Genomic DNA, 26,198 nt, shown 5'->3' on the forward strand with positions numbered 1-26,198 from the left:
GATACCGCTGGTATTTGAGTTCTGCTAGTGTCTAGAACCATGGGTAACAACAACGGGCCGCAGCGCCGCGGCCTGGCCATCGGTTGCGGTGGCACGCTCGGCGCGGCCTGGATCGTCGCGGCACTGGCCGCGCTTCGGGACGCGCTCGACTGGGATCCCCGCGAGGCCGATGTGTTGATCGGGACCTCCGCGGGCGCGGAGTACGTGACCATGCTCGGCAGCGGCGTCTCGGTGGACGAGCTGGTAGCCATGCAGGAGGGCACCTCGACGAATCCGATCCTGTTGGCGCACATGCGGTCGGGTCCAGGCCGGTTTCCGCCGGCCCCGCGCCCGCGGCTGGGCTCGGTCCGACTTCCGCTGCGCCGCAGCGACTCCGGGCAGGCGCTGCTCACCGCGGGTAGTGGCCTGTTGCCGGTCGGCGGGGGTGACGCGAGCTGGTTGCAGCAGCTCGCCGACCGTTTGAATCCCGGTCGTTCCTGGGTTCCGCATCCGGCGACCTGGTTGGTGAGCATGGATTACGCGACGGGAGAACGGGTTCCGTTCGGCGCGCCCGACGCGCCGACCGCGCCGCTCGGTGCGGCGTTGCGCGCCTCGTGGGCGGTACCCGGCTGGTTGCCGCCGGTGTCCATCGCCGGACGCCGCTTCATCGACGGAGGCGCGGGTTCGACAGCCTCGGTGGATCTGCTGATTCCACAGCAGCTGGACGAAGTGATCGTGCTCGCCCCGATGGCTTCGACCGGGAAACTCCGCGCGACCAGCGCGGGCCATTTCTTCGAACGGCAGCTACGAAACCGGATGAGCGCCACCCTCGATGCCGAGATCGCCCAGCTGCGCGCGACCGGAACCAAGGTCCTGCGCCTCGACGCCACCGCCGACGACCTCGCGGTGATGGGCCCCAACTTCATGGACGGCCGCCGCCGCATCGACACCTTCCAGCACACCCTGCGCCGCACCCGCCGCGCGCTCGAACAAGGAGCCTTCGCATGAGAATTCTCGGTCACGGTTACCCCGACGTCGACCTGACGGGCGCCCGCGTCCTCATCACCGGCGCAGGCCGCGGCATCGGTCAGTCCACCGCGGAACTGTTCGCCGCCAAGGGATCCGAGGTGGTGATCGCCGACGTCGACACCGTCGCCGCCGAGACCGCCGCGGCCGCGATCGGCGCGCGGGCTTACGAGCTCGATGTCCGCTCACGCGGTCAGTGGGACAAGGTGATCGCCGACCTCGGTCGCGTCGACATCCTGGTCAACAATGCCGGAGTCATGCCCGCGGGCCCGTTCCTCGACGAGCCGGACGTGGTCGGCCAGGCCACGATCGACATCAATGTCTGGGGTCTCATCCACGGCATGCGCGCGGTCGCCCCCGGCATGATCGAGCGCGGCCACGGCCACATCGTCAACGTGGCCTCGCTGGCGGGCAAGATCCCCGTCGCGGGCCTGGCCGTCTACAACGCGAGCAAGTTCGCCGCCGTCGGCCTCTCTGCCGCAACACGTTTGGAGTTCGCCCCGCAGGGCGTCAGCGTCAGCTGCGTCATGCCGTCGGCCGTGCGCACCCGCCTCTCCTCCGGCCTCACCCTCGGCCACGGCATGCCCACCGTCGACCCCGAAGACGTCGCCGCCGCCATCGTGCGCACCGTCGCCACCCGCAGGGCCGAAGTAGCCGTCCCCAACTACCTGGCCCCCATCGACCTGGCCCTGGCCGCCGCCCCCGAACGCGCGGTCCGCCTCGTCCGCCGACTCTTCGACGGCGACCGCGCCCTGCACCCCGCCGACGAGAAGACCCGCGCCGAGTACGAAGAGCAGGTCCGCTCCATCAGCTGATCCATCACGTCCCACTCGGCCTCGTTGTCTGGCAGACGAGAAGTGGCCCCGGAGAAGATCTCCGGGGCCACTTGTCGGTGATGCGGTAGGTCAGCAGCTGGTTGGTGCCGGGTCACCGCGGAAGCGGGCTTCCACGTAGTTCCAGGCGTCGGCGAAACCGGCTACGGCCGTGGTCATGTGTTCGGCGATCTCGTAGGTGTGGAAATCGACGGGGGCGCCTGCTTTGCAGTAGCGGTCGGCGACCTCGGCGACGGGTGGGTAGAAGGTGAGTTCGTCGAAGCGGCCCTGCCACAGGAAGGTTGGCACGGTGGGGATGCCGTCGAAGTGACGCAAGCTGTTCTCGCGCAGTACTTCTCGGGCCACCGGACTGTCCATCAGGCTCTTCGACGCGGCCATCTGTTCGGCGTTGCGGAAGGCGCCGTGGAAGAGCAGGAACCTGCGGCAGGCGTCGTGGGTGAATTCGCGGAACCAGAGGCCGTTTTCGTTGAGTTGATCCGAGATCGGCAGCTTCTCCGGGTATTCCCGCTCGAGGCCCATGGCGGCGGCGAAGGCCAAGCCGAAGCCGGGGTGCGGGGCGAAGCCGAGCGACAGCGCCATCTCCTCGAGGTCGGCGGGGATGCCGCCCGCGACGGCGGCCGCGAGCTTCAGGTCGGGGGCGTAGGTCGGCTGTAGTGCGGCGGCCCAGGCGGTGGCCATGCCGCCGCCGGAGTAGCCGGCCAGTGCGACGGGCGAATCGCCGAGACCGAGCTCGGCCACCTTCCGCACGGCCCGCACGCTGTCCAGCGTCATCATGCCGCTGAGCCTGGCCGCGCCGTAGGCGGAGGTGGGGCCGAGGTAGTCGGGCAGCGACACCGCCCAGCCGCGGCCGATCGGCAGCATGGCGCCGACGGCGTCCTGGAGTTCGCCGTTGAACAGGGACCGCGACGGGTTGCACTGGGTGCCAAGGGAATTGATCAGCGCCTGGTAGGAGACGAGCGGCGGGCTCTTGACGCCGTTCGGCAGCAGGACGGTGGTGACCCCCATGACCGGCTTGTTCATCGAGTTGGTGGACCGGAACGCGACCTGCCATCCCGTGGTGCCCACGTACGGGCCGGTGTCGATCTTGCGGGCGCGCACGACGTCGCCCGGTCGCAACGCCGCCAGCTCGGCAGGCGGGGCATAGAACAAATCCGGATCCGGTGTGGGGTAGAGCGGTTGGGCGTTGACGGGTAGGCCGAGGAGGCCGACCGAGACGACGCTCAACAACAGGATCGCGATCCTGAACGGGACTCTGTGCACGGGTTTCCTTAGAAATCTCGGCCGTGACCGACTCGCCGACCCCGACAACGCCTCGGCAACTCGAACGGACCACCACTGCAAGGGAATGCGCGGCGAACGTCGTCGTTCGCCAGGCGACGGATAGCAATAACCCACAGCCGAACCGAAGGTCGGACCGGCACACCACCTTTCGGCTCAACGACTACAGGCGGCCGCGGTCGGCGGCACCATCCGCAGCGAACGTAGCGCTAAGTGTGCCGTCGCGCGCAACCGGGTACGGCATATTGGACAATTCACAACGCGCTATCTGTGCATTTGCCCAAGATCACTGACCAGAGCAAGCGCTGAACCGCCTGTAATAGCAGGTCGCTCTCGCCGCTTGGCCCCACCGCGTACCGCACGGTCCGTCGAACGGGACATCGCGGAGGGCACCACTCGATCTATGCCGCCGCCACGTCCTGTTCGCCGGAACACTCCGATTCGGCCGCCGGTGGTGGAGGTCACAGCAAACCTCACATCGTGCATAGTGTGTGCCCATTCACACGCCGCGAAATTGCGCAGTCTGCTCAACTTTATCGACGCCTATTGTTCATTTCGCGCTTCGAAGGCAGGCTATCGGCATCAAGTGCTCAACTAGGGAGGCGCCCGATCGGCGCCGACCGGACGGGTGGATGTATGACCGAGCTCGCCGATCACGATCTGATTCCGGCGCCTTATGACCTTGCCGACCGCTACCGGGTCGGCGCGGGCACCGTTGTCCTCACCGGGGTCCAAGCGATCGCGCGTCAATTGGTGGAGCAGCACGTGCGCGACCTGCGCGCCGGGCGCCGGGTCGGCACGTTCGTGTCGGGCTATCAGGGCAGTCCGCTCGGCGGCGTGGACAAGATGCTGGCCGGGATGCCCGACGTGCTTTCCGAGCACGATATTTCGTTCGTCCCCGGACTGAACGAGGAACTCGCCGCGACCTCGGTGTGGGGCAGCCAGGCGGATCTGCCCAAGGGCACCGCCACGCACGACGGCGTCGTCGGCGTCTGGTACGGCAAGGGACCGGGCCTCGACCGCGCGACCGACGCGCTGCGGCACGCGAACATGTACGGGGCCAACGCCAACGGCGGGGTGCTGCTGCTGGTCGGCGACGACCCGGCTTCGAAGTCCTCGACCGTGCCCGCCGTCAGCGAGCGCTCGCTGGCCGCCATGAACATCCCGGTCCTGTTCCCGCGCAACGCCCGCGAGATCATCACGATGGGTCTGCACGGCGTCGCGCTGTCGCGCGCCTCGGGTTGCCTTGTCGCGCTGAAGATTGTGGCCGACGTCGCCGACGGCGCCTGGTCGGTAGACGGCGACGCGGGCGACATCGACATCATCGTCCCCGAGATCACCTGGGAGGGAAGGCCCTTCCGCTACCTGCAGCGCCCGATGGCCGCGCCGACGGACAGCGTGATCGCCGAGGCGGACTTGTACGGCCCGCGCTGGGAAGTGGTCAAGGCGTACAGCACACTCAACGACCTCGACGTCATCGAGCTGAACCCGCCGCACGCGACCATCGGAATCGCGGCCACCGGAACCACTTTCGACGCCGTCCGGCAGGCGCTGATCGACCTCGGCGTCGACGACGACGCCCTGATGCGCGCGGGTGTCCGGCTGCTGCGGATCGGCATGCCCTTTCCCATCGCGCCCGACCGCGTTCGGCAGTTCGCGAAGGGCCTCACCCGCCTCGTGGTCGTCGAGGACAAGACCGCCTTCATCGAGACCCAGATCCGGGAGATCCTCTACGGCACGGCCGACGCGCCGGAGATCATCGGCAAGCGCGACGCCGCCGGTCGCCCGCTGTTCAGCCAGGACGGTGAACTCACCACCGGACGGATCACCAAGCCGCTCAGCCGGGCACTCAACGGCTTCCTGGAGATGAAACGGCCGCTGCCCCAGCCACTGTCGCTGGCGGTGCTGCCCGCCAAGCGTGCCGCATACTTCTGCAGCGGCTGCCCGCACAACCGTTCCACCGCGGTGCCGGAGGGGTCACTGGCCGGTGGCGGCATCGGCTGCCACACCATGGTGACCATGTCGGGCCGGGAGGACAGCCAGGTCACCGGCCTGACCCAGATGGGTGGCGAGGGTGCGCAGTGGATCGGCCAGGCGCCGTTCACCGATGTGCCGCACCTGTTCCAGAACATCGGCGACGGAACGTATTTCCACTCCGGGCAGCTCGCCGTGCAGGCGTGCGTCGCGGCCGGGGTGAACATCACCTACAAGTTGCTCTACAACGACGTCGTCGCGATGACCGGTGCGCAGGACGCGGAAGGCGCGCTCGCGGTGCCGATGCTGACGCACAAGCTCACCACCGAGGGCGTCGCGCAGATCATCATCTGCGCCGACGAGCCGAAGAAGTACCGCAAGCGCGATCTCGCCCCCGGCACCAAGCTGTGGCACCGGGATCGGCTCGACGAGGCCCAGCGCACGCTGCGCGAGGTACCGGGCGTCACCGTGCTCATCTACGACCAGCACTGCGCCGCCGACGCGCGCCGTCAGCGCAAGCGCGGCACGCTGCCGGTCCGCACGACCCGGGTCGTCATCAACGAGGCGGTGTGCGAGGGCTGCGGCGACTGCGGCGTCAAGAGCAACTGCCTGTCGGTACAGCCGGTGGACACCGAGTTCGGGCGCAAGACCCGAATCGATCAGACCTCCTGCAACACCGACTACAGCTGCCTGGACGGTGACTGCCCGTCCTTCGTCACGGTCGAGCTGCCGGACCCGGCAAAGGCCAAGAAGCGCAAGGTGATGCAGCGGCCGGCACCGCCGGTACTGCCCGATCTGCCGGTGTCCGCGCCGACGACCACGCAGAACGTTTTCCTGGCCGGCATCGGCGGCACCGGCATCGTCACGGTGAACCAGGTGCTGGCCACCGCCGCGCTGCGGGCGGGCTACGAGGTGGCGAGCCTGGACCAGATCGGCCTGAGCCAGAAGGCCGGGCCGGTCGTCTCGCACCTGCGGTTCGCCACCGGCGAGCTGGAGCCCGCGAACCGGCTCACCCCGGGTTCGGCGGACTGCATCGTCGCCTTCGACCTGCTCACCGCCACCGACAACAAGAACCTGGCCTACGGCTCGAAGACACACACCCTGTCGGTCGCCTCCACCAGCAAGACCCCGACCGGGGACATGGTGTACGACAAGTCCGTTCAGTATCCGGACACCCCCGCGCTGCTGTCCAGGCTCGAGCAGGCCTCGCGCGAGGTGCGCTCGTTCGACGCCCTCGGCGCCGCCGAGGTGCTGTTCGGCAATACCGCCGCGGCCAACTTCCTCATGGTCGGCGCCGCCTACCAGCTCGGCGGCCTGCGGCTGCCCGCGGCGGCGATCGAGGAGGCCATCGAGATCAACGGCGTCGCGGTGAACGCCAATATCGCGGCGTTCCGCTGGGGCCGGGTCGCGGTCGCCCGCCCCGACGATTTCGCCGCGGCGATCGGCCGTACCCAGTCGAAGAAGACCGAAATCAAGGCTCCCGCAGATCTTTTCGAGGGCCTTACCGCGACGGGCGAGACCAAGCGGCTCGTCGAACTGCGTGCCGCGGAGCTGATCGGTTTCCAAGGTGTCCGCGTGGCGCGCGACTATGTGCGTACCGTGCAACACATTTGGGACGCACAGCTGCGGGTCACCGAGCGCACCGACTTCAGTGAAGAGGTCGCCAAGGGGCTGTACAAGTTCACCGCCTACAAGGACGAGTACGAGGTGGCCCGCCGGCTCACCGACCCGGCCTTCCTGGACGAGGTCGCGGGTCAGCTGCCCGAAGGGGCGAACCTCACCTACAAGCTGCACCCGCCGGTGCTGCGGGCGATGGGTCGCAAGAAGAAGATCGGCATCGGACCGCGCGGGCACTTCACGCTGAAGGTGCTGGCCAAGGGAAAGCGGTTGCGCGGCACCAAGCTCGACCCCTTCGGTTACGCCCACGTCCGCCGGGTCGAGCGCGCGCTGCTTGCCCACTACACCGAGATGGTGACGACCCTCGCGGACACGCTCGACGCGGCGGGCTACGACCGCGCGGTGCAGGCCGCGGCCCTGGCCGACACCGTGCGTGGCTACGAGGACATCAAGCTCGCGAACGTGGAGCTCTACCGAAACAGCCTGCGCGACCTCGGCATCGAGCCGCCGCAGGTGTAGCAGATCGGCGTGGTCTGGGCAGTAGACCGCGCGCCTGGTCGAGCGTATAGGCCACGCTCCCGGGCACATGGGAAGCGGCCCGCAACCTCTGGTTGCGGGCCGCTTCTTCTTTGCGCAGGTAGTGCGGTATTGCAAAAGTATTGGCCCGGAATGGAACCGATCGGGTGTTCGCCGCGTCCAATCAGATAACGAGGAGAGAGGAGTGAGCGGCTGTCTCGGGATCGGCGGCCGTAGCAGACCATGTCGGGGATTCGGGAGGGGTCCGCGGCTGCATCGGCTGACCGACATGGCTTGACGAGACCGCACCGCACAGGTGCGAAATTCAGGATCAGGTGCGCCGGCGGTGCACCAATCGAAGTAGTGGGGGTTTCCATGAACGCTGCGCAACTGCTCCGGGACACCGAAGAAGTGGCTAGGTCCAACGCGTTCGTCCATCCGAGTCTGCGCGAATATATGGACCCGGCGAACGGGCCGTGCGGGACGCTGTTCGCCGCGTCGTTCCGGCTCGAGTTCGCCGATTACGACCAACTCGCCGCGCGCAGGGACGTCGACAGCGCTCCGATCGTGCTGCCGGTCAACACCGAGTATCAGGCCGAGAGCCTGCGGTCGATCCGAGCAGCGCATGCCATGGGCCTCATCGTCGCGGTCACCAACGATGTCACCGGTCACGCAACCTATTTCGCGATTCGGGCAGGCGCCAACTTCGTGATCAACATCGCGATAGCCGTGGAACGCCAAGCCGAGATACTCCGTGCACACCTGTTCGACCAGCAGAGTGCACGGCCCGAGAAGCCGAGCCCGTCGGTGTTCGGCACCGTGCCGAACCGGAGTGCGAAGAGTCCGCGGCAGGGGTCAACCCGCGCGCGTGAGGTCACCCAGGCCGTCGGACGGATGCCGCGGTCGAGCACCCTGGACCATCGAGTGGAGTTGGACGAATTCGATGCCGAGCTGCTGCGCATGCTGCGCACCTCGATGACCGTCGCCGAGATCGCCAGGCATAATTACCTTTCCGAGCGATCGATGTATCGACGCATTCGCGCGCTGTACAACACGTTGGGCGTGCGCAACCGCGCGGAGCTGGCGGAGCGCCGCGACGCCGCCCGACCGTCGATGACTGTGCTGCGCAACTGAACCGCGCCGTCGGTATGCGGCACCGGCCATGAACCGTTGCAGACTCGGAGGTTACGGTCGTAACTTACCAGCTACTACTGCTGCGGTCCGAAATGTATTGATGTGCAATGTAATCGGCGGAGCATAACGATGTTACGAGGGGAAGAATGATCTCGAAGGTTCGAGGGTTGCTGCTCATCGGCGCGGCATGCTGCACTGTGCCGGTGGTCAGCGCGTGCGCTGGCGGTGCCGGGCCGATGTCACCCGCACACCCGACCCCGGTGCCACTACCGGAACCAACATCCAGCAGCCAGCCCGTGGCAAGCGAAAACCTGGGCTACCTATGGCCATTCACGGTTGATCGCGGCACTATCGAGTGCCGCGCGGGCGATCAAGCTGTCTTTGTTGCTCCCGACGGCAAGCCCTACGCGCTCAACGAAAACGCCGAACAAGCAGGAGTGCCCAGTATCGAACCATTGCGTGCCGACGGCTCCGATGGCGACAAGATTAGCCTCGGTGCCGTGCGCAGCAGAACACTTCAGTTGTGCAGGTTCGCGAAATAGCGGGCTTCCGTGCCGGAGCACATCTCGTTGGCCAGCTGTTCTCGATATACGGTGCGGTGCCAGTATTCAGTGATATTTCTGCTCGTAGAGCCGGTTCGCTTCTGGACTGTCCCGTCCAGTTCAGCGGTGCCGGTTCGCAAGCGGAGATCGATGCCGGACGGGGACCTCCGTCCGGCATCGATGTCGAAATGTGCGCAGTGCCATGGAGTACCACGTGCGAACGATTGGCTGCTGCGGCGATGCTACTCACCTGCCGTAGCCGCCGCTGCCATCCGGTGGCGGGGGTGGCCATCTGCAATTCGACCCCTGCGTTGGCGGGCAGCGCAAGGACGGCGTAGTGCGGCTATGTGACGCCAACGTCTATCGAAGACGCATAGTCGGAGCAATGGTTCACTATCGGCCGGCGGTTGGTCGGCCTTGCGGACCGCGATCAGTTCGTGGGGACCCACACGAACGAGCCACCGATAGGTTTGCATTCGTGGAATGCGCCTTGCAGCCAAACGACCTTTCCATCCAGGTTGGGCGGGCAAAACATCTCGACCGCGTCGAACGGCCCCGGCGTGTACTGACCGGAGACCGCAGCCGGTGCTGAAATTGTCGCATCGACGGACGCTTGTGCAGGCAATCCGAGCATCGCTGCCCCTGCTGCGATTCCAGCGATCGCGGCAGCAAAACGCATCTTGTTCATGAGTGCATATCTTCCTTTGTGATGTCGACGTGTATTCGCCGTCGATCTGAAACGACATTAACAGCGAGATCTGCCGGGCGGAGCATGCCGAGGCTGCCGAAGTCATTTCAGCACTGGTAGATACCTGTGCGTAGGCAGTCTGGCATTTCGACTGTCATATCTCTGCCAAACATGCGATAAGCGTCTGGCGCGATGCTCACGAACCGCGCGCTTGTATTGATAGTCAAGCTTGATCCGTGCACCATAAATATATGAATCTGCTCAATATTGGGGCCAACGAGGCGTTGCGCCTGAAGCATGGCTGGATCGGCCCGGAGCACGTACTGCTGGGCGTGCTGCGCGGCGATAGCAATGATGTGGCGCGCCAGGCTCTGGAGCAGGGAGGCATCGACGCCGCGGCCGTCGAACTGCGATTGAGGGCAATGGGTTCCGGGACAGCAGGGGAGGAGCTGAGTCCTAACCCTCGCTGGTACACGATCCATGGGCGCGCTGAAGGAATCGCCTACGCATTGGGGGCTACCGAGCCGGGCACAGTGCACTTCCTGCTCGCTGTGTTGTGGGATCGTACGCGCTCGTTGTTGCCTGACACGTCCGAAGTAACTCGTGCTGCGATCGTTACCGCGCTGAGCAATCTGGGTGTGGAACTGCCGCGGGTTCCGTTGCCGGAGCCCGAACGCCCAGTCCGAATGGCCAGCTATGTCGAATTTCCGCGGCGGGCGACCGACCATGTCGTTTCGCTGCTAGTGCAGCGTCACCCGCCGGGAAGTGGGCCGAGGTGGGGATTCAACTACAAGAGCGACGAAATCGCATGGGCTCGTGCGGAGTCCGGGATAGACCTGCACGGGATCGTCGATGAAGCACTGGCCAGGACAGACGGGAGATAGTCTGGGAGGCGATCCCGCAACTCGACGGCTTTTCGCGATGGGATCATGGGCAGTGACGACGCCGCGATGTTGCCGGCGGTGCAGTGCCCGCTCGACCTGGACGACGAAAACGGCCCGGAACCAGAAGGTTTCGGGCCGTATCGGTTGTAGCGGGGACAGGATTTGAACCTGCGACCTCTGGGTTATGAGCCCAGCGAGCTACCGAGCTGCTCCACCCCGCGTTGGGTGTCCCCAACCTTACACACTGCGGGTCCGGATGCGAAAACGCCTGGTGGGGCGAGTCGTCTGGGGGCGGGTGTAGCGAAGGGGTGATGGCGGCGGCTTCTCAGTAGCTATGGCGCAGGTCACAGTTAGCTGCCAGGGAGATAGACATCACTCCTCGTTTCCCGGATCGTGACTGAGGTTTATCGTTGCTGGTTCGTGATGTTGAGTTCGTGGGCGCGAGGTCGCCGCGGTCCGGGGATGGGAATGACCGCAGTTTCGACAACTGATGCGTGATTTTCTGATTTCAGGAGTTGCTGATGGCGCTGACCCATCGCGGACATCGGACCGAGCGAGTCGACACGGCGGCGGTAGCGGACAGTCCGGCCGGATTCACCCATCGGCAGGTGCTGGTCATCCTGAGTGGCCTGGTCTTGGGCATGTTCATGGCGGCGTTGGATCAAACGATCACCGCGACCGCCGTGCGGACCATCGCCGATGACCTGTCCGGTTATTCGTTGCAGGCGTGGGTCACCACGGCGTACCTGATCACCGCCACATTGACGACGCCGCTGTACGGCAAATTGTCGGATATGTACGGCCGCAGGCCATTTCTGCTCGCCGCCATCGTGATATTCGTCGGCGGGTCGCTGCTGTGCACAGTGGCGCAGTCGATGTACCAGCTCGCGGTGTTCCGGGCTGTACAGGGCGTGGGTGCGGGTGGCCTGATGTCGCTCGCCTCGGCGATCCTCGGCGACATCGTAAGTCCGCGGGAAAGAGCCAAGTATCAGGGGCATTTCCTGGCCACTTGGGCGATGGCGAGTGTGATCGGCCCCGTCCTCGGTGGTCTCTTCGCCAGTCAGCACGCCATTCTCGGGATCACCGGCTGGCGCTGGGTGTTCTTGATCAATGTTCCGGTCGGGCTGGTCGCGTTGGTGGTGGTGTACCGGGTGGTCCGGATACCGAGGAGCGGCCCAGCCACGGGCCGGGTCGATTGGCTCGGCACCGCGGCCTTCGCCACCGGCATCACGCCATTGCTGATCGTCGCCGAGCAAGGCCGCAGTTGGGGATGGACGAGTGTGGGCGCGGTGACCTGCTATCTGATCGGTGCGGTCGGGCTGGTCGCGTTCGTCGGTATCGAGGCGAAGATGGGCGAGGCGGCCTTGATTCCGTTGCGGCTCTTCCGGAATCGGACCTTCGCGCTCGGTGTCGCGATCGCGTTGGTGGTCGGCGCGTCACTGTTCGGCGGGATCATTCTCGTGCCGCAGTATCTGCAGGTCGTGCGCGGAGCCAGTCCGATAGCCGCGGGTCTGCAATTGCTGCCGATGGTCGGTGGCCTGATGGTGGGTTCGATCGTGTCCAACCGGCTCATCACGCGGACCGGCCGGTACCGGGCGTTCCCGATCGTCGGTACGGCGACGGTCGCCGTCGGCTTGTTCCTGTTCCACTATCTGACGCCGGAAACGCCGTTGTGGCGAACCATGATCTTCATGGCGATCACCGGGTTCGGACTGGGAAATCTGTTGCAGCCCATCACCTTGGCGATCCAGAACGCCGCGGCGCCCAAGGACATGGGCGTATCGAGTGCGGCCGCCACCTTCTTCCGTCAGGTCGGCGGCACGCTCGGCGTCGCGGCATTGCTGTCGACGCTGTTCGGCCTGCTGCCGACCAAGGTGAGCGCCGCCCTCGAAGCGGCGTCGACCCGGCCCGCGTACCAGCAGGCCGTGCTGGCCGGTTTGCACAGCGGTAATCCTGTCGATGTGGCTTTTGCGCAGGGCTTGGTCCATCACGACCCGGCCGCGGTGCAGCAGGTGCTCGACGACAGCTCGGTCATTCAGCAGTTGAACCCGACCCTCGCTGGCCCGTTGCAGACCGGCTTCGCCGAATCCATGTCGACGGTGTACCTGGCGGCCGCCGTGCTCGCGCTGGTCGCCTTGGTGATGGTGCTGTTCTGGAAGGAGATCCCGCTGCGGGAATCCGGTGCGGCCGAGCCATCCGGTGCCGACGGGGACACTTCGAAATAGAAAAACGGGCAGGAATCGGACAATCCATGCGCGATTGTTAACTGTCCATTAAATGATGGAAATTCTCAGAAAGTCGTGTGCTGATCGATCATCAGTAAACCAATGGTAAATCACCGGCGGTTGCTCGATTCGTGCAATTCGACGTGTGCGCGACAGGTCGTATAGATGAGTGTCGGCGCGCTGAACCGCAACGTCGGCTGTCGTGTAGTGCCTGCTCAGGCGTGTTCTTGAGGTCGATGTGTACCTTTCGCGAACTTGTCGACCGATGTTTTCCGTAAAGACGAATCGGATTGATTGTGAAATGGATTACACCCCTCTTGAATTGCATTAACCAGAGGTTCACTGTGTCTGGTACGAGGTGTCACACGATGATTTATCCGAGCTCCATCTGCACGGGTGCATCGCCAGCACTGTTTGGGATCTCTGAAGCGAAGGTTTTGCCCATGGTTGAGTTACTCGACGCGATGGCGGTGGAGCAGATCGACACGAACTTCTTTCGTGGCAAGCTGCAGCACCGCACCGCGCTGGTTCGGACATTCGGCGGCGAAGTGGCGGCACGAGCGCTGGCGGCGGGATCGGCGGGTATGCCCGCCGGGTTCAAGGTTCATTCGATACACGGATACTTCGTCCGGTCGACCGCGTCGGAGATTCCGATCGACTATCTGGTCGACACCGTCAAGCACGGCCGGTCGTTCGCGGTTCGCCGCATCCGGGCCGTGCAGCACGGCAGGGAGACCTTCCTGATGATCGCCTCGTTCCATGTCGGCGACCGTGGGGTGCGGCACGCCGACGCGTGCCCGGAGGCGCCGGACCCGGACCAGCTGGCCCGGATCGGCGTGGGGGACGCGGGCAACGAATGGGAGGGCTGGGACATCCGCCCGGTGCCCGACTCCGCGATCGGTGCCGCGCGCCAACAGGTTTGGCTCCGCTACACCGGCGAGCTGCCCGACTGCCCGGTGACGCACAGTTGCGCGCTGACCTACGCCAGCGACATGACACTGCTCGGCGCGGCCGTCGCGCTGCACCCCGGCGTCGCCATTCAAACGGCCGCGCTCGACTATTCGATCTGGTTCATGCGGCCGTACCGCGTCGACGACTGGCTGCTGTACGACGAGATATCGCCGTCGGCAGGCGCCGGTCGTGCGTTCACCCAGAGCCGGATCTTCAGTCGCGCCGGTGAATTGGTGGCCATGGTCGCCCAGGAACGGATGCTGCGGCTTGCCGACCCAGGCTTCGGCCACAGCCTCGTCGATCGGGCGGCCTCCTGATGGCCCCGGTGTATGTCGGTCTCACCGACAAGGCGTTCCTGCGGCTGCACCACGGCTTCGGCGCACCCGTCATCAGCCAGACGGTGACGGTGCTGACCAACCGGCTCACCGAGGACGAGCTGAGCGAGATGTACGCGCAGCTGCGCTCCGGCCCGTTCATGCGGCGGGTGCGTCGCCCTCGGGTGCCCTTCGCCCGCTGGCGCTGGGTACTGGCGGACACCGCCCTGCCGTTGCACCTGGAGCATGCCGCGATCGACGACGCCGACGCGCTGGCTTGGGCCAGTGACGAAGCGCAGTACCCGCTCGACCCGGAGCGGGGCTACGGGTGGCGGCTGTCGGCGGTACCGACGCGGTCCGGCGGCATGGTCTTGTCCTGCATCGCCTCGCACGCCATCGCCGACGGTCACGCGGGGCTGATGGCGGCCATCGGATTGGTCCAGCCCGAACTCGCCACCACGGAGGGGCTCACCGACGCCGTCACTGTCCGTGACGACCTGAAAGATGGCGCCCGCCGTGGGATAGCCGTTGCGCGCGAGGTGGTTTCGGAGGCGCGCCGAGCGCGCCGGGATCCGTCCCACCGCCGGGCGATCCGCAACGCCCTGTCCGGGCGCTGCTCGACGCAGGCGTCCGCGCCGCTCGGCTGGCGTGAAGGCTCGGTGATCGCCACATTCGACGCGGCGCGGTGGAAGGACCTCGCGGCGCAGCGCGGCGGAACCGCCAACACGCTGTATCTGGCGCTGGTCGCCGACCTGCTCCGGCACTGCGGGCTGGTCGGTGAGGCGGGTCCGCTGGTATTGCTGACCGCCGTGCGGATTCTGCGTGAGCAGGACCAGATCGACTCGAATTCCTTTGCCCGCGTGCCGATTGTGGTGCAGCGGGAGTGGCTGGACCAGTTCGACCTCGCGCCGTTGCGCGCGGCGAGCAAGGCAAGCTTCGGGTCGGTGCACGGTGTCGGGGCCGGCGGCATCTCGCGCCCGCGGAACATGCCGCCCGAACTGGTCGACGTGCTTCCGGAGGGAGTGGTCGAACGGCTCGTCGACACGCCGCCGATCACCGTCGGAATGTGTTCGAACATGGGCGTATTGGACCCGTTCGTGCCGACGGTGGTGCGCCACGGCGCGGCGCCGACGATGTTCGTGATGCGCGGCGTCTTCCAGGGCATCGACACCGCGCAGGCCGGACGGCAGCCGATCGCGCTGGCCACCTGGCTGTCGGAGTTCGACGGGAAGATCCAGTGGGTGCTGGAGAGCATCAAACCCGAGATGGCGCACACCGACGAGGAATTGGCCTTTCTGGCGCGACTGGTCGCCGAGTCCTGGGGATTGGACCCACTCCACGTCAGCAGTGGTGGTGGCAGCAGCAAGACAGCCAGGGAGTTCTCATGACCAAGCCGTTGATCAAACTGGGCACCGAGTTCGTCTACAACCCCCATCCGGTGTACGACGAACTGCGCAAACAAGGGCCGATCCACCACGTGCTGCTGCCGAACGGGCTGACCTCCTGGCTGGTGGTGGACTATCAGCTCGCCCGTGCGGTACTCGCCGACGACCGGATCAAGAAGAGCGCGGTCGCACTGGCCCCGATCACGACGCGGCTGCGGCCCGGCGACACGTACACCACGATCAGCACGGACCTGTGGGAACACATGCTCAGCTCGGACCCGCCGGACCACACTCGCCTACGCAGGCTCGTGGCCAAGGGGTTCACCGCGCGCACCGTGGAGCAACTGCATCCGCGCATCGACGCGCTCGCCGATCAGCTGCTCGACGAGATGGCGGGCAAGCCCGAGGTCGACTTGATCGACGGCTACGCGCTGCCGATTCCGATGACGGTGATCTGCGAACTGTTCGGCGTGCCGGAGGCGGACCGGGCGCGGTTCCGTGAGTTGTCCACCACGATGACGGCATCCTCGGCGGAGAACGCCGAAGACCAAGCAGCCGTGGGGGACTCGCCGTTCTACGCCACGGCGGCCGAGCGTGGTGCCGCGAGTATCGAGCTGGCGACGTACCTGATCGGGCTGGTCGCGCAGCGATCGAAGGACCTCGGCGAAGACCTGTTGTCCCAGCTGATCATGGCCAACCACGAGGGTGACAAGCTCAGCGATCGGGAACTGATCGCCATGCTGTTCCTTATCCTGGTGGCGGGTCACGAAACAACGGTCAACCTGATCGGCAACGGCCTCTACGCGATGCTGCGCGACCGGGTGCTGTACGAGGAGCTAACGCACGCGCCGGAACGGATTCCCGCGGCCATCGAGGAGTTCCTCCGCCACGAGGGGCCCGTCCACCTTGCCACCCTGCGGTATACCGCCGAGCCGGTCACGTTGGCCGGCATCGACATTCCGGCCGAGGAGCTGGTCTCGGTGTCGCTGGCCGCGGCCGACCACGACCCGGGCCAGTTCGCGGACCCGCACGCCATCGAGCTCGGCAAGACCGGTCAGCACAAGGGCGGGCACCTGGCCTTCGGGCACGGTATCCACTACTGCGTCGGCGCACCGCTGGCACGGCTCGAGGCGAAGATCGCGTTCGAGAAGATCCTGGCCCGCTATCCGAACATGAAGATGGCCGACGAGGTGCAGTGGCGGCCGAGCACCTTCCTGCGTGGCCTGCAAACATTGCCTGCCGTCGTCGACTGATCAATGGGACGAGGCCCGGCTCAGCAGAGCCGGGCCTCGTCTCGGCGACGGATCAGCCGAACTTGATGCCTTGTGCCAGTGGCAGTTCGGCGGAGTAGTTGATGGTGTTGGTGGCCCGGCGCATGTACGCCTTCCACGAGTCCGACCCGGATTCGCGGCCGCCACCGGTCTGCTTCTCGCCGCCGAACGCGCCGCCGATCTCGGCGCCGGAGGTGCCGATATTGACGTTGGCGATGCCGCAGTCGGAGCCGTCGGCGGCCAGGAAGCGCTCCGCCTCGCGCTGGTCGGTGGTGAAGACGGCCGACGAGAGCCCCTGCGGCACTTCGTTGTGCATGGCGATCGCACTGTCGAAGTCGTGGTAGGTCAGCACGTACAGGATCGGCGCGAAGGTCTCCTCGCGCACCACCGCGGTCTGGGCGGGCATCCGCACGATCGCCGGTCGCACGTAGTACGCGTCGTCGCCGAAGCCGTCGACTCGTTCACCGCCGCAGATCAATTCACCGCCGTCGGCGAGCGCCTTGTCCAGCGCGGCCCGCATGCCCGCGTAGGCCCTGCCATCGATCAGTGGACCGACCAGCACCCCGTCTTCCAGCGGATTGCCCACGCGCAGTTGCTGATACGCGCTCTCGATCCGCTCCACCAGCGGCCCGACCACGTCGGCGTGCGCGATCAACCGGCGCAGGGTGGTACACCGCTGGCCCGCCGTGCCCGCGGCGGCGAACACGATGCCGCGCGCCGCCAGCTCCAAATCCGCTGAGGGCGTGACGATCGCACCGTTGTTGCCGCCCAGCTCCAGCAGGCAGCGGCCGAACCGCTCGGCCACCCGCGGCGCCACGATCCGGCCCATCCGGACCGAGCCGGTCGCGCTCACCAGCGCCACCCGTTCGTCGTCGACCAGGCGGGCGCCGACCTCGGCCGCGCCCTGAACCAGTTGGTGCACTTCGGGATCCGCACCGACGTCCGTCGCGGCGCGGCGCAGCAGGGTGTGGCAGGCGAGCGCGGTCAGCGGCGTGGTCTCCGAGGGCTTCCACACCACGGTGTCACCGCAGACCAGCGCGATCGCGGTGTTCCATGCCCACACGGCCACCGGGAAGTTGAACGCCGAGATGACCCCGACGACGCCGAGCGGATGCCACGTCTCCATCAGCCGGTGGCCGGGCCGCTCCGAGGGCATCGTCTGCCCGTAGAGCTGGCGCGAGAGCCCGATCGCGAATTCGCAGACGTCGATCATCTCCTGCACCTCGCCCGCGGCCTCGGGGCCGATCTTGCCCGCCTCCAGCGTGACCAGCTCGGCCAGCTCGCTCTTGTGCGTGGTCAGCAGCTCGGCCAGCCTGCGCACCACCGCGGCGCGGACCGGCGCGGGCACGGTGCGCCAGGCGCCGAAAGCCGTGGCCGCGCGCGCGATCGCGGCGTCGACCTCGTCCGTCGAGCTCGATTGCAGGGTCATCAGCCTGCCGCCGGTGATCGGGCTGCGGGCGGGCAGATCGCCGGATTCCGGGGGTGTTACGCCGAGTCCGCGCAGCACCGCTGCCGCGCGCTCCGCGAGTTCCCGAGTGGTCTGATCGCCGAGTACATCTGTCATCTGTTGCTCCGCCGTACCTTTCGGCCGCATTGCGGCATATCTGTCCCATGTCTTGGGAGGATCGGGGTGAGGTTCCTGCCACGAGCGGGGTCGCCTGGGTTAGTCTCCGCTGATGGCGGATACACCTGCACGACCTGCACTCGACGACATCGATCGCCTGCTGATTCGGGAACTGATGGCCGATGGACGCGCCACGCTGTCGAATCTGGCCGAGAAGGCGAGCCTGTCGGTGTCCGCCGTGCAATCGCGGGTGCGCAGGCTGGAAGCGCGCGGGGTGATCCGCGGCTACACGGCGCACGTCGACCCGGAGGCACTCGGCCAGCTGTTGTCGGCATTCGTCGCGATCACTCCTCTCGACCCATCGCAGCCCGATGACGCCCCGGCCGTATTGCAGCACATCCCCGGGATCGAGGCGTGCCATTCGGTGGCCGGTGACGAGAGCTATGTCCTGCTCGTGCGGGTGGCCTCGCCACGGCACCTCGAGCAGCTGCTGCAGGAGATCAGAGCGACCGCCAACGTCAGGACCCGAAGCACCATCATCTTGCAGACATTCTATGACAGGTAGCTGTTACGTGTAATTAATCCGCTTTCCTGTACAGAAACCGTAAATTTTCGTATCCTCGGTGGCGTGACCATCGAACTGGAACGCACCCGCCCGGCGGTCACCCCCGCCGCCCGGGTGCACGAGATCTTGTCGGCCAGCATCCTCGCCGACGGCTTCGACCTGGTGCTGGACCTACGACAGTCCCGCGGCTGCACACTCGTCGACGAACGTGACGGCAGCTCCTATCTGGACATGTTCGGCTTCTTCGCGTCCAACGCGCTGGGGATGAACCATCCCGCGCTGGCCGAGGACGACGAGTTCCGCGAACAGCTGGTGACCGCCGCGCTCAACAAGCCGAGCAACTCCGACATCTACACCGTCGAGATGGCCCGCTTCGTGGAGACGTTCGTGCGGGTGCTCGGCGATCCGCGGCTACCGCACCTGTTCTTCATCGACGGTGGTGGGCTCGCCGTGGAGAACGCGCTGAAGATCGCGTTCGACTGGAAGAGCAGGCACAACGAGAGCAACGGCCGCGCACCGGAACTCGGCACCAAGGTGCTGCACCTGACCGGCGCCTTCCACGGCCGCACCGGCTACACCATGTCGCTCACCAACACCGACCCGGTGAAGACCGCGCGGTTCCCCAAGTTCGATTGGCCGCGCATCGACGCGCCGTACCTGAGCGACGACCACGACATCGATGCGGCCGAAGCTCGCGCGTTGGATCAGGCTCGCCGCGCGTTCGCCGAAAACCCGCACGACATCGCGTGTTTCATCGCCGAGCCGATCCAGGGCGAGGGCGGCGACCGGCATCTGCGGCCGCAGTTCCTGCAGGCGATGCAGCAGCTGTGTCACGAGAACGACGCGCTGTTCGTGCTGGACGAGGTGCAGACCGGCGTCGGCATGACCGGAACCACCTGGGCCTACCAGCAACTCGGCGTACAACCTGATGTCATCGCGTTCGGCAAGAAGACCCAGGTGTGCGGCGTGATGGCGGGTGGGCGCGTCGACGAGGTGCCCGACAACGTGTTCGTGGTCAACTCCCGGATCAACTCGACCTGGGGCGGCAACCTCACCGACATGGTGCGTGTCCGGCGCATCCTCGAGGTGCTGGAGCGCGACTCGCTCATCGAACGGTCGCGGGCGCTCGGCGCGCACCTGCTCGATCGGCTGCAGATCCTGGCCGGGCAGCATCCGAGCATCACCGAGCCGCGTGGCCGCGGGCTGATGTGTGCGGTGACGGTGGCGTCGCCGCAGCTGCGCGACGAGGTGGTCACCGCGCTGCGGGAGCGCGAGCATGTGCTGATCCTCGGCACGGGCGAGCGGGGAATCCGCTTCCGCCCGCCGCTGACTGTAACGGCTGCCGAGCTGGATGCGGCGGTCGATGCGCTGGATCGGGTGATCGCCGGCTTCGAGTAGGCCACTTATCGCGACTATGCGCGGGCAGCTGGGAACCTCCGGCCGCCCGCGCATTGTTGTTGGTCCAGACCCCGGTTCAGCCGGTGATGGGGCGCAGGCCCAGTGCGCCCTCGACGAATCGGCGAACGCTGGTCAGGCCGGCTTCGAGGGCCGGTTCGTATCCTTCGCGTGCCCAGCCGGTGAGTTCGGCGGTGCCGTCGCCGGTGGGTCTGGCGTCGACCTCGGCGACCATCTCGGCGGTCGTCGGTTCGCAGACCGCCCAGGAGTAGTGGCATTCCTCGGCCCATCCGGCGGTGCGCAGCGCGACGTAGCCGGGGTCGGTGATGCCGACCTCGGCCAAGGCTGGGCGATCATCGATTCGGTCGTCGGCGCGCAGTGCGCGCAGATACCAAGTCCCCGCGTTGATTTCGATCGGCTCCATCAGGACTCCCGCCGACGGTCGCGTCCATGCCCACCGTGCCAGCCGTGGCCGCCGTGCCCGCTGCCGAACAGCAGGGCGCCCATCAGGGGAATCGCCAGGAACCACAGCCAACTGCCGGTGGTGAAGAACAGGATGATCGCCAGGATCGGGACGACCGCCATCGCCCGTTCCGGCCAGCCTGCGAGGAAGCCGGACTTCGACTCGGCAGGCACGGCAGCGGCTTTGACGAGCGGATCCGGCAGATCCGCGAAAACCGGTGTGATGTCACCGCGGGTGACGGCGGCCGCGATCACCGCGCTGCGCTCATCGAATTCCGCGACGCTGAGCCGCCCGGCTGCGAAATGATCGGACAATCGCCGCATCGCGTCTTCACGCTCCGCGGTGCCGATACGGATTTCGGGTAGCTCCTCCATGAGGAGAAGGCTAGCGGGAGGTACAACGCCATGGGTGAGACGTGGTTCGGCCACTATCGCCTCGATCGATTGCTCGGCAGCGGTGGCACCGGACAGGTGTGGCTCGCGCACGACAGCAGCGCCGATCGTGCGGTCGCATTGAAGGTGTTGTCCGCCTCGGTGGCGGCCGACCCGAAGTATCGGCAGCGGTTCACCAGGGAGGCGCGGCTGGCGGCCCAGGTGCGTGGGCCACACCTCGCGGCGATTCATTCCTTCGGCGAGCTCGACGGTCAGCTCTATCTCGACATGGAGTACATCGAGGGCACCGACCTCGCCACCGTGCTCCGGTGCGAGGGGCCGATGGCGCCCGCGCGGGCGGTGCGGATCGTGGTGCAGGTCGCGGAGGCCCTCGACGCCGCGCACCGGGCCGGGCTGGTGCATCGCGACGTCAAACCGTCCAACATCATGCTCGACCCCGCCGGGGTCGCGCATCTGATCGACTTCGGTACGGCGTATCGGGTCGACCAGCCAGCGATCACCACGAGCAGCAATGTGGTCGGCACGCTGGCCTACATGGCGCCGGAACGCTTCTCGGGCGCGGGCGACGCACGCTCCGATCAGTACTCGCTGGCCTGTGTGTTGTACGAATGCCTCACCGCGCGGCGGCCTTTCGGCAATGCCGACGCCGCACAGTCGCTGATGGCGCACCTGATGACCGACCCGCCGCTCGCCGCCGACTTCAATCACGCGGTGCCCGCCGGCTTGGACGCCGTCATCGCTCGCGGCATGGCCAAGGTGCCGGAGCAACGGTGCGCCAGTGCAGGGGAGTTGGCGTCGGCCGCGTATGCCGCGATCACCGGGCTCGATGTGCCGACGGTGCAGACCTCGGCTGCGGCGTTCTCGACAGCTGTTCTGCCGCAGTCGTTCCGGGCAGCTGAAGTGCCTGCGACGCTGCCGCTGAGCCGTGATCCCGGTCGGCGTGACGCTGCGCGAGCGGGAATGGGTGCGGGATCTGCGGCGCAAGAGGTTTCGAGGTCGGAGCTGGTCGGCGACCGTGGCGTGCGGGCAGACGTCGGTTCGGGCGAGGGGGTTTCGCGGCAACGGGCGGTGGCCGACTCGTCGCGCGGAGAGGCGTCAGGGCGTAACACCGGTTCGGCCGGACGGGAATCCGTTTCGCAGGTGCACGATTCGCGGCAGACGAGGCGATCGCGTGTCGCGGCGGGCGCTTTGGTGGTGCTTCTCGTGGCGGTGGGGATGGCGCTGTGGCTGGGTCGCCCCGGTGGGTACGGGAAAGACTCGGCGGCACCGACATCCGTGCCGACCGCCGCCGGGCCGTCGTCGACCCAGGCGCCGCACGTCGCCTCCGTGCCAACCCTGCCGCCGGCCGCATCGAATTCCCCCCGCCTCGCGCCGTCGGTCACCATTCCGGTCGCTTGGCAGCCGTGCGACCCCACCGTCGATGTGCGCGGACTCGCCAAGGACGGCACGCTACTGCACTGCGTCGACAACGCCGACCGCGCCGCGAACTGGAGGCCAGCGCTGCCGGCGGCCGAGCAGCCGAAGCAGGACATACCTGAGCCCAAGCGGTATCTGCCTGAGTCGAAGCCGGACATGTCGGGGCCGAAGCCGGACATCGCCAAGCCAGGGCATGGCGACGAGTCCAGCGGAAATTCGGGTAACGGCAACGGCAACGGCGGTGGGCGCGGCAAGCCTGGTAACGGCCGGTAAGGGGAGGTTGCCGAAAGGTCAGCAGTGAGCGCCTTCTCGCTGTGTCGGTCGCCATGTCCGGTTGGCAGGTGTCCGGGCCGGGCGAGTGCGGCGACCGGAACATCAGGTGAGCGTGTTATCGGTGCTTGCCGCGTCATGGCCTTCAACGTGTTGCTGGGGTTGCACCAATCACTACGGGGTGTTGTTGACGACACACTGGCCGGGTAGGCGGGGTGGGGTTAGGCTCCGAAGGAGGTTGGGTTCTTCGGTGTTCGCGGTGTGAGCTGGCGGTTTTCAGCGATGCCTCGGGGTTGATCGGAGGCCGACGGGCCGGGCCTGGACAAGTCGACGGTGACTGGAGGTTCGCGATGGGGGAGGTGCGATTCGGGGGATATCGGCTGGACCGGTTGCTCGGCAAAGGCGGGATGGGGCAGGTCTGGCTGGCCTACGACGACGCCGGTGCGCGGTGGGTGGCGTTGAAGCTGTTGCCGACCGAGCTCGCCGCGGATGCGGGGTATCGCAGGCGATTCGAGCGCGAGGCCGAGGTGGTGGCCAAGCTGCGCGATCCGCGTATTCCGCGAATCCATCGGTTCGGCGAGATCGACGGTCGGCTGTTCATCGACATGGAGTTCGTCGAGGGGCGCGACTTGGCGAGCACGATCGCCGCAGGGGCGCTGGCGCCGGTCGCAGCCGTCGGCATCGTCGGACAGGTGGCGGCCGCGCTGGACGTGGCGCATCGGGCCGGACTGGTACACCGTGATGTCAAGCCGTCCAACATCGTCGTGCACGCCAGCGGCTTCGCCTATCTGATCGACTTCGGCATCGCGCACGGCATCGGCCAGACCGCGGTCACCACCACCGGTTTGGCGATCGGGACCCTGGCCTACATGGCGCCGGAACGGTTCACCGGGAAGGCGGACGCCCGCTCCGACGTGTACTCGCTGGCCTGCGTCCTCTACGAATGCCTCACCGGCTGCCGGCCTTACGGCGACACCGATCCCGCTCAGCAGATGCACGCCCACCTGATGACCGACCCGCCCCGCGCCGCGTCCCGCAACGCCGCCGTCCCCGCCGCGCTGGACGCCGTCATCAGCCGTGGCATGGCCAAGAACCCCGCCGACCGCTACGGCACCGCAGGCGATTTCGCCGCCGCCGCCCATGTCGCCGTCGGCAGCCGACCCCCGGCACCTGCTAGCCCGCTGAACTCGCCTGCGCAGACGAAGCTGCTGCCGGGTTCCAACCCCACGCCCACTCGGGCAGCCGCCGCCAGCGACGCCCAGCTTCCCGCACCCGCCCGCCCGCCGAAGTCGCCGCCGCCGACCAAGCTGCTGCCGCCTCCCGGCCCGGCGCCTACTCGGGTAGCGACTCGACTCGAGACGCTGGCTCCGAGTTATGCACCGCCACAGCCGTATTCGGCGCGCCCTGGTTCTCGCGGCCCGGTGCCCGCCGATCAGCACTCGTATTCCGGAGTGCGGCAGCAGGGTTCAGGGCCGAGTGGTCAAGCGTCGGAACCCCGAGCGCAGCAGCCGGTTTCGGCGGTGCGGCAGCTCAGTGCGGCGGCGCGGGGTCTGCGCGCCTTGGTAATGCCGCGTTCGTCCGGGCAACGCGGCGCAGGTCAGGTGGAGCCTGCTCGTCCGGGGGTGCAGGCCCGTCCGATGGTCCCGCAGCAGCGATACCCCGTCGGGTATGGGCGGCGCGTGTTTCCCGCTCCGGCGAAACCGCCCAAGTCACAGCGGTATTCGGGTAGTCGCCGACGGCCGTCGGCTGCTCCGGTGCGGCGGCGTAAGCGTGGCGGTGTGCTTTCGAAGGTGATCGGCGCGCTGGTCGTCATGTTTCTGACGCCGTTCATGCTGGCGGCGGGCTGTGTCGCGTTGCTGGCGTCGGCCGGCCGGGTCGGCGACTCGGGCGGGTCGGGTGCGCCGCCGCCGACGGCGATGGCGGAGGAGAACCCGGCGCCACCGCCCGAACAGCCCGAGTCGGTGAGCCTCGCGGCCGCGGGAACGCCGGTGCGGGACGGGAAGTTCGAATTCGTGGTGCGCGACGTCGATACCGACGTTCGTCGCGTGGGACTGCAGACCGCGTCGGGCTCGTTCGTGATCGTCACGCTCGAGATCCGCAACATCTCCGCCGAGCCGAAGCGGTTCCTGCCCCTCGGGCAGCGCCTTTTCGACACCAACGGCACCCCGTTCGACCACAATGCCACCGCCACCATGTGGCAATCCGCCCAGCACGGCTACGGCTACTCGTTCGAGCTGGCACCGGGCCAATCGGCAACCACCCAACTGGTTTTCGACGTACCGGCCGACACGACCCCGACCCACCTCGAACTACACGACTTCGTTCTCTCCAACGGCGTCGCCGTACGGCTGGACTAGCCGGCCTCTCCGCCCGGGCAGGTTCGACGAACCTCCCCTGCTATCGCCGCACACTCTGGTCTCTCACCTGTTGCCAGGAGGTGGCGAGACACATCGTGGTGGTAAGTGTGCGTGGCAAAGGCATGCGGCCCAGGATGGCTGCGCGGCGAGCGCGGCCGGGCAAGTCAGGCCAGGATCGGTGTGCCCGCGGTCGGTCAAGCCACGCGGGCGTTGTCGGAGAGCGCGGTGTGGACGGCGTTGCGGCCGATGGCGAGCGCCTCGGCGAGCAGCGTGGTGTCGCGGGCGGCGCTGTCGATGTCGGGGGAGCCGAGGGGCGGGTGGATCTGCAGGACGGCGTCGCCGAGTTCGGCGAGGGCGCGGTCCTCGATGGCCTGTTGGTGCGGGCGTTGTATCCAGGCGCGGTAAGCGCCGGGGGCGGTCGCGCGCAGATAACCGCCGCCGACGACGCGGTGCAGCAGCGACGCGGGCGGACGCTGTTCGTCGATGCGGCGAGTGCGCAGGACGAGCGCGTGCGTGGCACCGCTGCGAACGGCGGTGCGGATCGGGACGGTTTCGGTGAGGCCGCCGTCGAAGTAGTGCGAGCCGCCGAACGCGACCGGCGGCCCGGCGAGGATGGGTAGTCCCGCGGAGGCGCGCAATGCGCGCATGAGGGTGCGCTTGTCCACGATGTACGGGTGCAGGTCCACCGCGCGGCCGGTGCGGATGTCGGTGGCGATGGGGTGAAAGGTGGTGGGGTTGGCCAGGATCGCCGGGAAATCCATCGGCTCGACCCCGTCGTAGACCTGATGCACCAGGTAGCGCAGGTCGAAGGCGGGCCGCCCGCGCAGCAGCCTGGCCGGGTCGATGGCGCGGCGCATGATCGCCGGATCGGTCCAGGAGCGCATGCCTGCGACGGCACGACCGCCCAGCAGCCAGGCGCCGTTGATCGCTCCCGCCGAGGTGCCGTAGACGGCGTCGAAAACGGCACCGAGTCCGAGTTCCTCGATGGCCGACACCATGCCGCTCGAGTAGACCCCGCGACTGCCGCCGCCCTCGACGACGAGGACCAGCCGATTTCCGTCGGCGCGACTCCCCGCCGCACGGCGGGCGCGGATCATCTCCGCGACGGCGGAGACTCTCGGCGTACTGGTCACCGGACCACGATACGACAGAGCGGGCG

General features: G+C 67.2%; 20 protein-coding genes and 1 tRNA gene. 14 read left to right on the forward strand and 7 right to left on the reverse strand.

Annotated elements, in window-relative coordinates:
• The first annotated feature begins 39 nt into the window (after positions 1-39).
• Together ACIHA7_RS31035 and ACIHA7_RS31040 are read left to right on the forward strand one after the other, a co-directional pair.
• Positions 40-987: a patatin-like phospholipase family protein gene (locus ACIHA7_RS31035; protein ID WP_397294433.1), complete on the forward strand. Its 948-nt coding sequence runs from the start codon at positions 40-42 to the stop codon at positions 985-987.
• Positions 984-1,820, forward strand: a complete 837-nt coding sequence (locus ACIHA7_RS31040) for an SDR family oxidoreductase (protein WP_397294434.1) — start codon at positions 984-986, stop codon at positions 1,818-1,820. Before ACIHA7_RS31035 ends, ACIHA7_RS31040 begins: the two co-directional genes overlap by 4 nt.
• A gap of 90 nt (positions 1,821-1,910) precedes the next feature.
• Here the strand turns inward: ACIHA7_RS31040 and ACIHA7_RS31045 are convergent, their stop codons facing one another.
• A complete protein-coding gene (locus ACIHA7_RS31045; RefSeq protein ID WP_397294580.1) occupies positions 1,911-3,065 on the reverse strand; it encodes a lipase family protein in 1,155 nt (384 codons plus the stop codon).
• A gap of 687 nt (positions 3,066-3,752) precedes the next feature.
• Here ACIHA7_RS31045 and ACIHA7_RS31050 point away from each other — a divergent pair.
• The 3 genes from ACIHA7_RS31050 to ACIHA7_RS31060 all read left to right on the forward strand — a co-directional run bounded on the left by ACIHA7_RS31050 (position 3,753) and on the right by ACIHA7_RS31060 (position 8,899).
• Positions 3,753-7,226: an indolepyruvate ferredoxin oxidoreductase family protein gene (locus tag ACIHA7_RS31050; protein WP_397294435.1), complete on the forward strand. Its 3,474-nt coding sequence runs from the start codon at positions 3,753-3,755 to the stop codon at positions 7,224-7,226.
• Between the two features lie 372 nt (positions 7,227-7,598).
• Complete coding sequence (locus ACIHA7_RS31055) at positions 7,599-8,357, forward strand: hypothetical protein (RefSeq protein WP_397294436.1); 759 nt, start codon at positions 7,599-7,601, stop codon at positions 8,355-8,357.
• 146 nt (positions 8,358-8,503) lie between these two features.
• Entirely contained in the window at positions 8,504-8,899 is a 396-nt protein-coding gene (locus ACIHA7_RS31060) for a DUF2511 domain-containing protein (protein WP_397294437.1), read from the forward strand.
• A gap of 430 nt (positions 8,900-9,329) precedes the next feature.
• Here ACIHA7_RS31060 and ACIHA7_RS31065 read toward each other — a convergent pair whose 3' ends face one another.
• A complete protein-coding gene (locus tag ACIHA7_RS31065) occupies positions 9,330-9,587 on the reverse strand; it encodes a hypothetical protein (protein ID WP_397294438.1) in 258 nt (85 codons plus the stop codon).
• A 251-nt stretch (positions 9,588-9,838) separates the two neighbouring features.
• Between ACIHA7_RS31065 and ACIHA7_RS31070 the strand changes: the two genes are divergently transcribed.
• Positions 9,839-10,471 (forward strand): Clp protease N-terminal domain-containing protein, encoded by a 633-nt coding sequence (locus ACIHA7_RS31070; protein WP_397294439.1) that lies wholly within the window; start codon positions 9,839-9,841, stop codon positions 10,469-10,471.
• A 147-nt stretch (positions 10,472-10,618) separates the two neighbouring features.
• Here ACIHA7_RS31070 and ACIHA7_RS31075 read toward each other — a convergent pair.
• Positions 10,619-10,692 (reverse strand) — tRNA-Met (locus tag ACIHA7_RS31075).
• Positions 10,693-10,992: 300 nt separating this feature from the next.
• Between ACIHA7_RS31075 and ACIHA7_RS31080 the strand changes: the two genes are divergently transcribed.
• The 4 genes from ACIHA7_RS31080 to ACIHA7_RS31095 all read left to right on the forward strand — a co-directional run bounded on the left by ACIHA7_RS31080 (position 10,993) and on the right by ACIHA7_RS31095 (position 16,599).
• Complete coding sequence (locus ACIHA7_RS31080; RefSeq protein WP_397294440.1) at positions 10,993-12,696, forward strand: MDR family MFS transporter; 1,704 nt, start codon at positions 10,993-10,995, stop codon at positions 12,694-12,696.
• Positions 12,697-13,139: 443 nt separating this feature from the next.
• Positions 13,140-13,964: an acyl-CoA thioesterase gene (locus ACIHA7_RS31085; RefSeq protein WP_397294441.1), complete on the forward strand. Its 825-nt coding sequence runs from the start codon at positions 13,140-13,142 to the stop codon at positions 13,962-13,964.
• The gene (locus ACIHA7_RS31090; protein WP_397294442.1) at positions 13,964-15,349 is read left to right on the forward strand and encodes a hypothetical protein; all 1,386 of its coding nucleotides are present in this window, start codon (positions 13,964-13,966) and stop codon (positions 15,347-15,349) included. The genes ACIHA7_RS31085 and ACIHA7_RS31090 overlap by 1 nt, the downstream gene beginning before the upstream one ends.
• Positions 15,346-16,599 (forward strand): cytochrome P450, encoded by a 1,254-nt coding sequence (locus ACIHA7_RS31095; protein ID WP_397294443.1) that lies wholly within the window; start codon positions 15,346-15,348, stop codon positions 16,597-16,599. Before ACIHA7_RS31090 ends, ACIHA7_RS31095 begins: the two co-directional genes overlap by 4 nt.
• A gap of 52 nt (positions 16,600-16,651) precedes the next feature.
• Here the strand turns inward: ACIHA7_RS31095 and ACIHA7_RS31100 are convergent, their stop codons facing one another.
• On the reverse strand, positions 16,652-18,181 hold the full coding sequence (locus ACIHA7_RS31100; RefSeq protein ID WP_397294444.1) for an aldehyde dehydrogenase family protein: 1,530 nt from the start codon (positions 18,179-18,181) through the stop codon (positions 16,652-16,654).
• Between the two features lie 112 nt (positions 18,182-18,293).
• Between ACIHA7_RS31100 and ACIHA7_RS31105 the strand changes: the two genes are divergently transcribed.
• Entirely contained in the window at positions 18,294-18,746 is a 453-nt protein-coding gene (locus tag ACIHA7_RS31105) for an Lrp/AsnC family transcriptional regulator (protein WP_040732134.1), read from the forward strand.
• Between the two features lie 63 nt (positions 18,747-18,809).
• A complete protein-coding gene (lat, locus tag ACIHA7_RS31110) occupies positions 18,810-20,144 on the forward strand; it encodes an L-lysine 6-transaminase (protein WP_397294445.1) in 1,335 nt (444 codons plus the stop codon).
• 76 nt (positions 20,145-20,220) lie between these two features.
• Here lat and ACIHA7_RS31115 read toward each other — a convergent pair whose 3' ends face one another.
• Together ACIHA7_RS31115 and ACIHA7_RS31120 are read right to left on the reverse strand one after the other, a co-directional pair.
• On the reverse strand, positions 20,221-20,565 hold the full coding sequence (locus ACIHA7_RS31115; protein WP_397294446.1) for a hypothetical protein: 345 nt from the start codon (positions 20,563-20,565) through the stop codon (positions 20,221-20,223).
• Entirely contained in the window at positions 20,565-20,978 is a 414-nt protein-coding gene (locus ACIHA7_RS31120; protein WP_397294447.1) for a DUF1707 domain-containing protein, read from the reverse strand. The genes ACIHA7_RS31115 and ACIHA7_RS31120 overlap by 1 nt, the downstream gene beginning before the upstream one ends.
• Before the next feature lie 30 nt (positions 20,979-21,008).
• Here ACIHA7_RS31120 and ACIHA7_RS31125 point away from each other — a divergent pair, with 30 nt between their 5' ends.
• Together ACIHA7_RS31125 and ACIHA7_RS31130 are read left to right on the forward strand one after the other, a co-directional pair.
• The gene (locus tag ACIHA7_RS31125) at positions 21,009-22,685 is read left to right on the forward strand and encodes a protein kinase (RefSeq protein WP_397294448.1); all 1,677 of its coding nucleotides are present in this window, start codon (positions 21,009-21,011) and stop codon (positions 22,683-22,685) included.
• 347 nt (positions 22,686-23,032) lie between these two features.
• Positions 23,033-25,039, forward strand: coding sequence for a protein kinase (locus ACIHA7_RS31130; protein ID WP_397294449.1), 2,007 nt, complete (start codon positions 23,033-23,035; stop codon positions 25,037-25,039).
• 194 nt (positions 25,040-25,233) lie between these two features.
• Here the strand turns inward: ACIHA7_RS31130 and ACIHA7_RS31135 are convergent, their stop codons facing one another.
• Positions 25,234-26,172, reverse strand: coding sequence for a patatin family protein (locus ACIHA7_RS31135; RefSeq protein WP_397294450.1), 939 nt, complete (start codon positions 26,170-26,172; stop codon positions 25,234-25,236).
• Positions 26,173-26,198: the final 26 nt, after the last annotated feature.

Source organism: Nocardia sp. NPDC052316 (genome assembly GCF_044547795.1).
Classification (GTDB): Bacteria; Actinomycetota; Actinomycetes; order Mycobacteriales; family Mycobacteriaceae; genus Nocardia.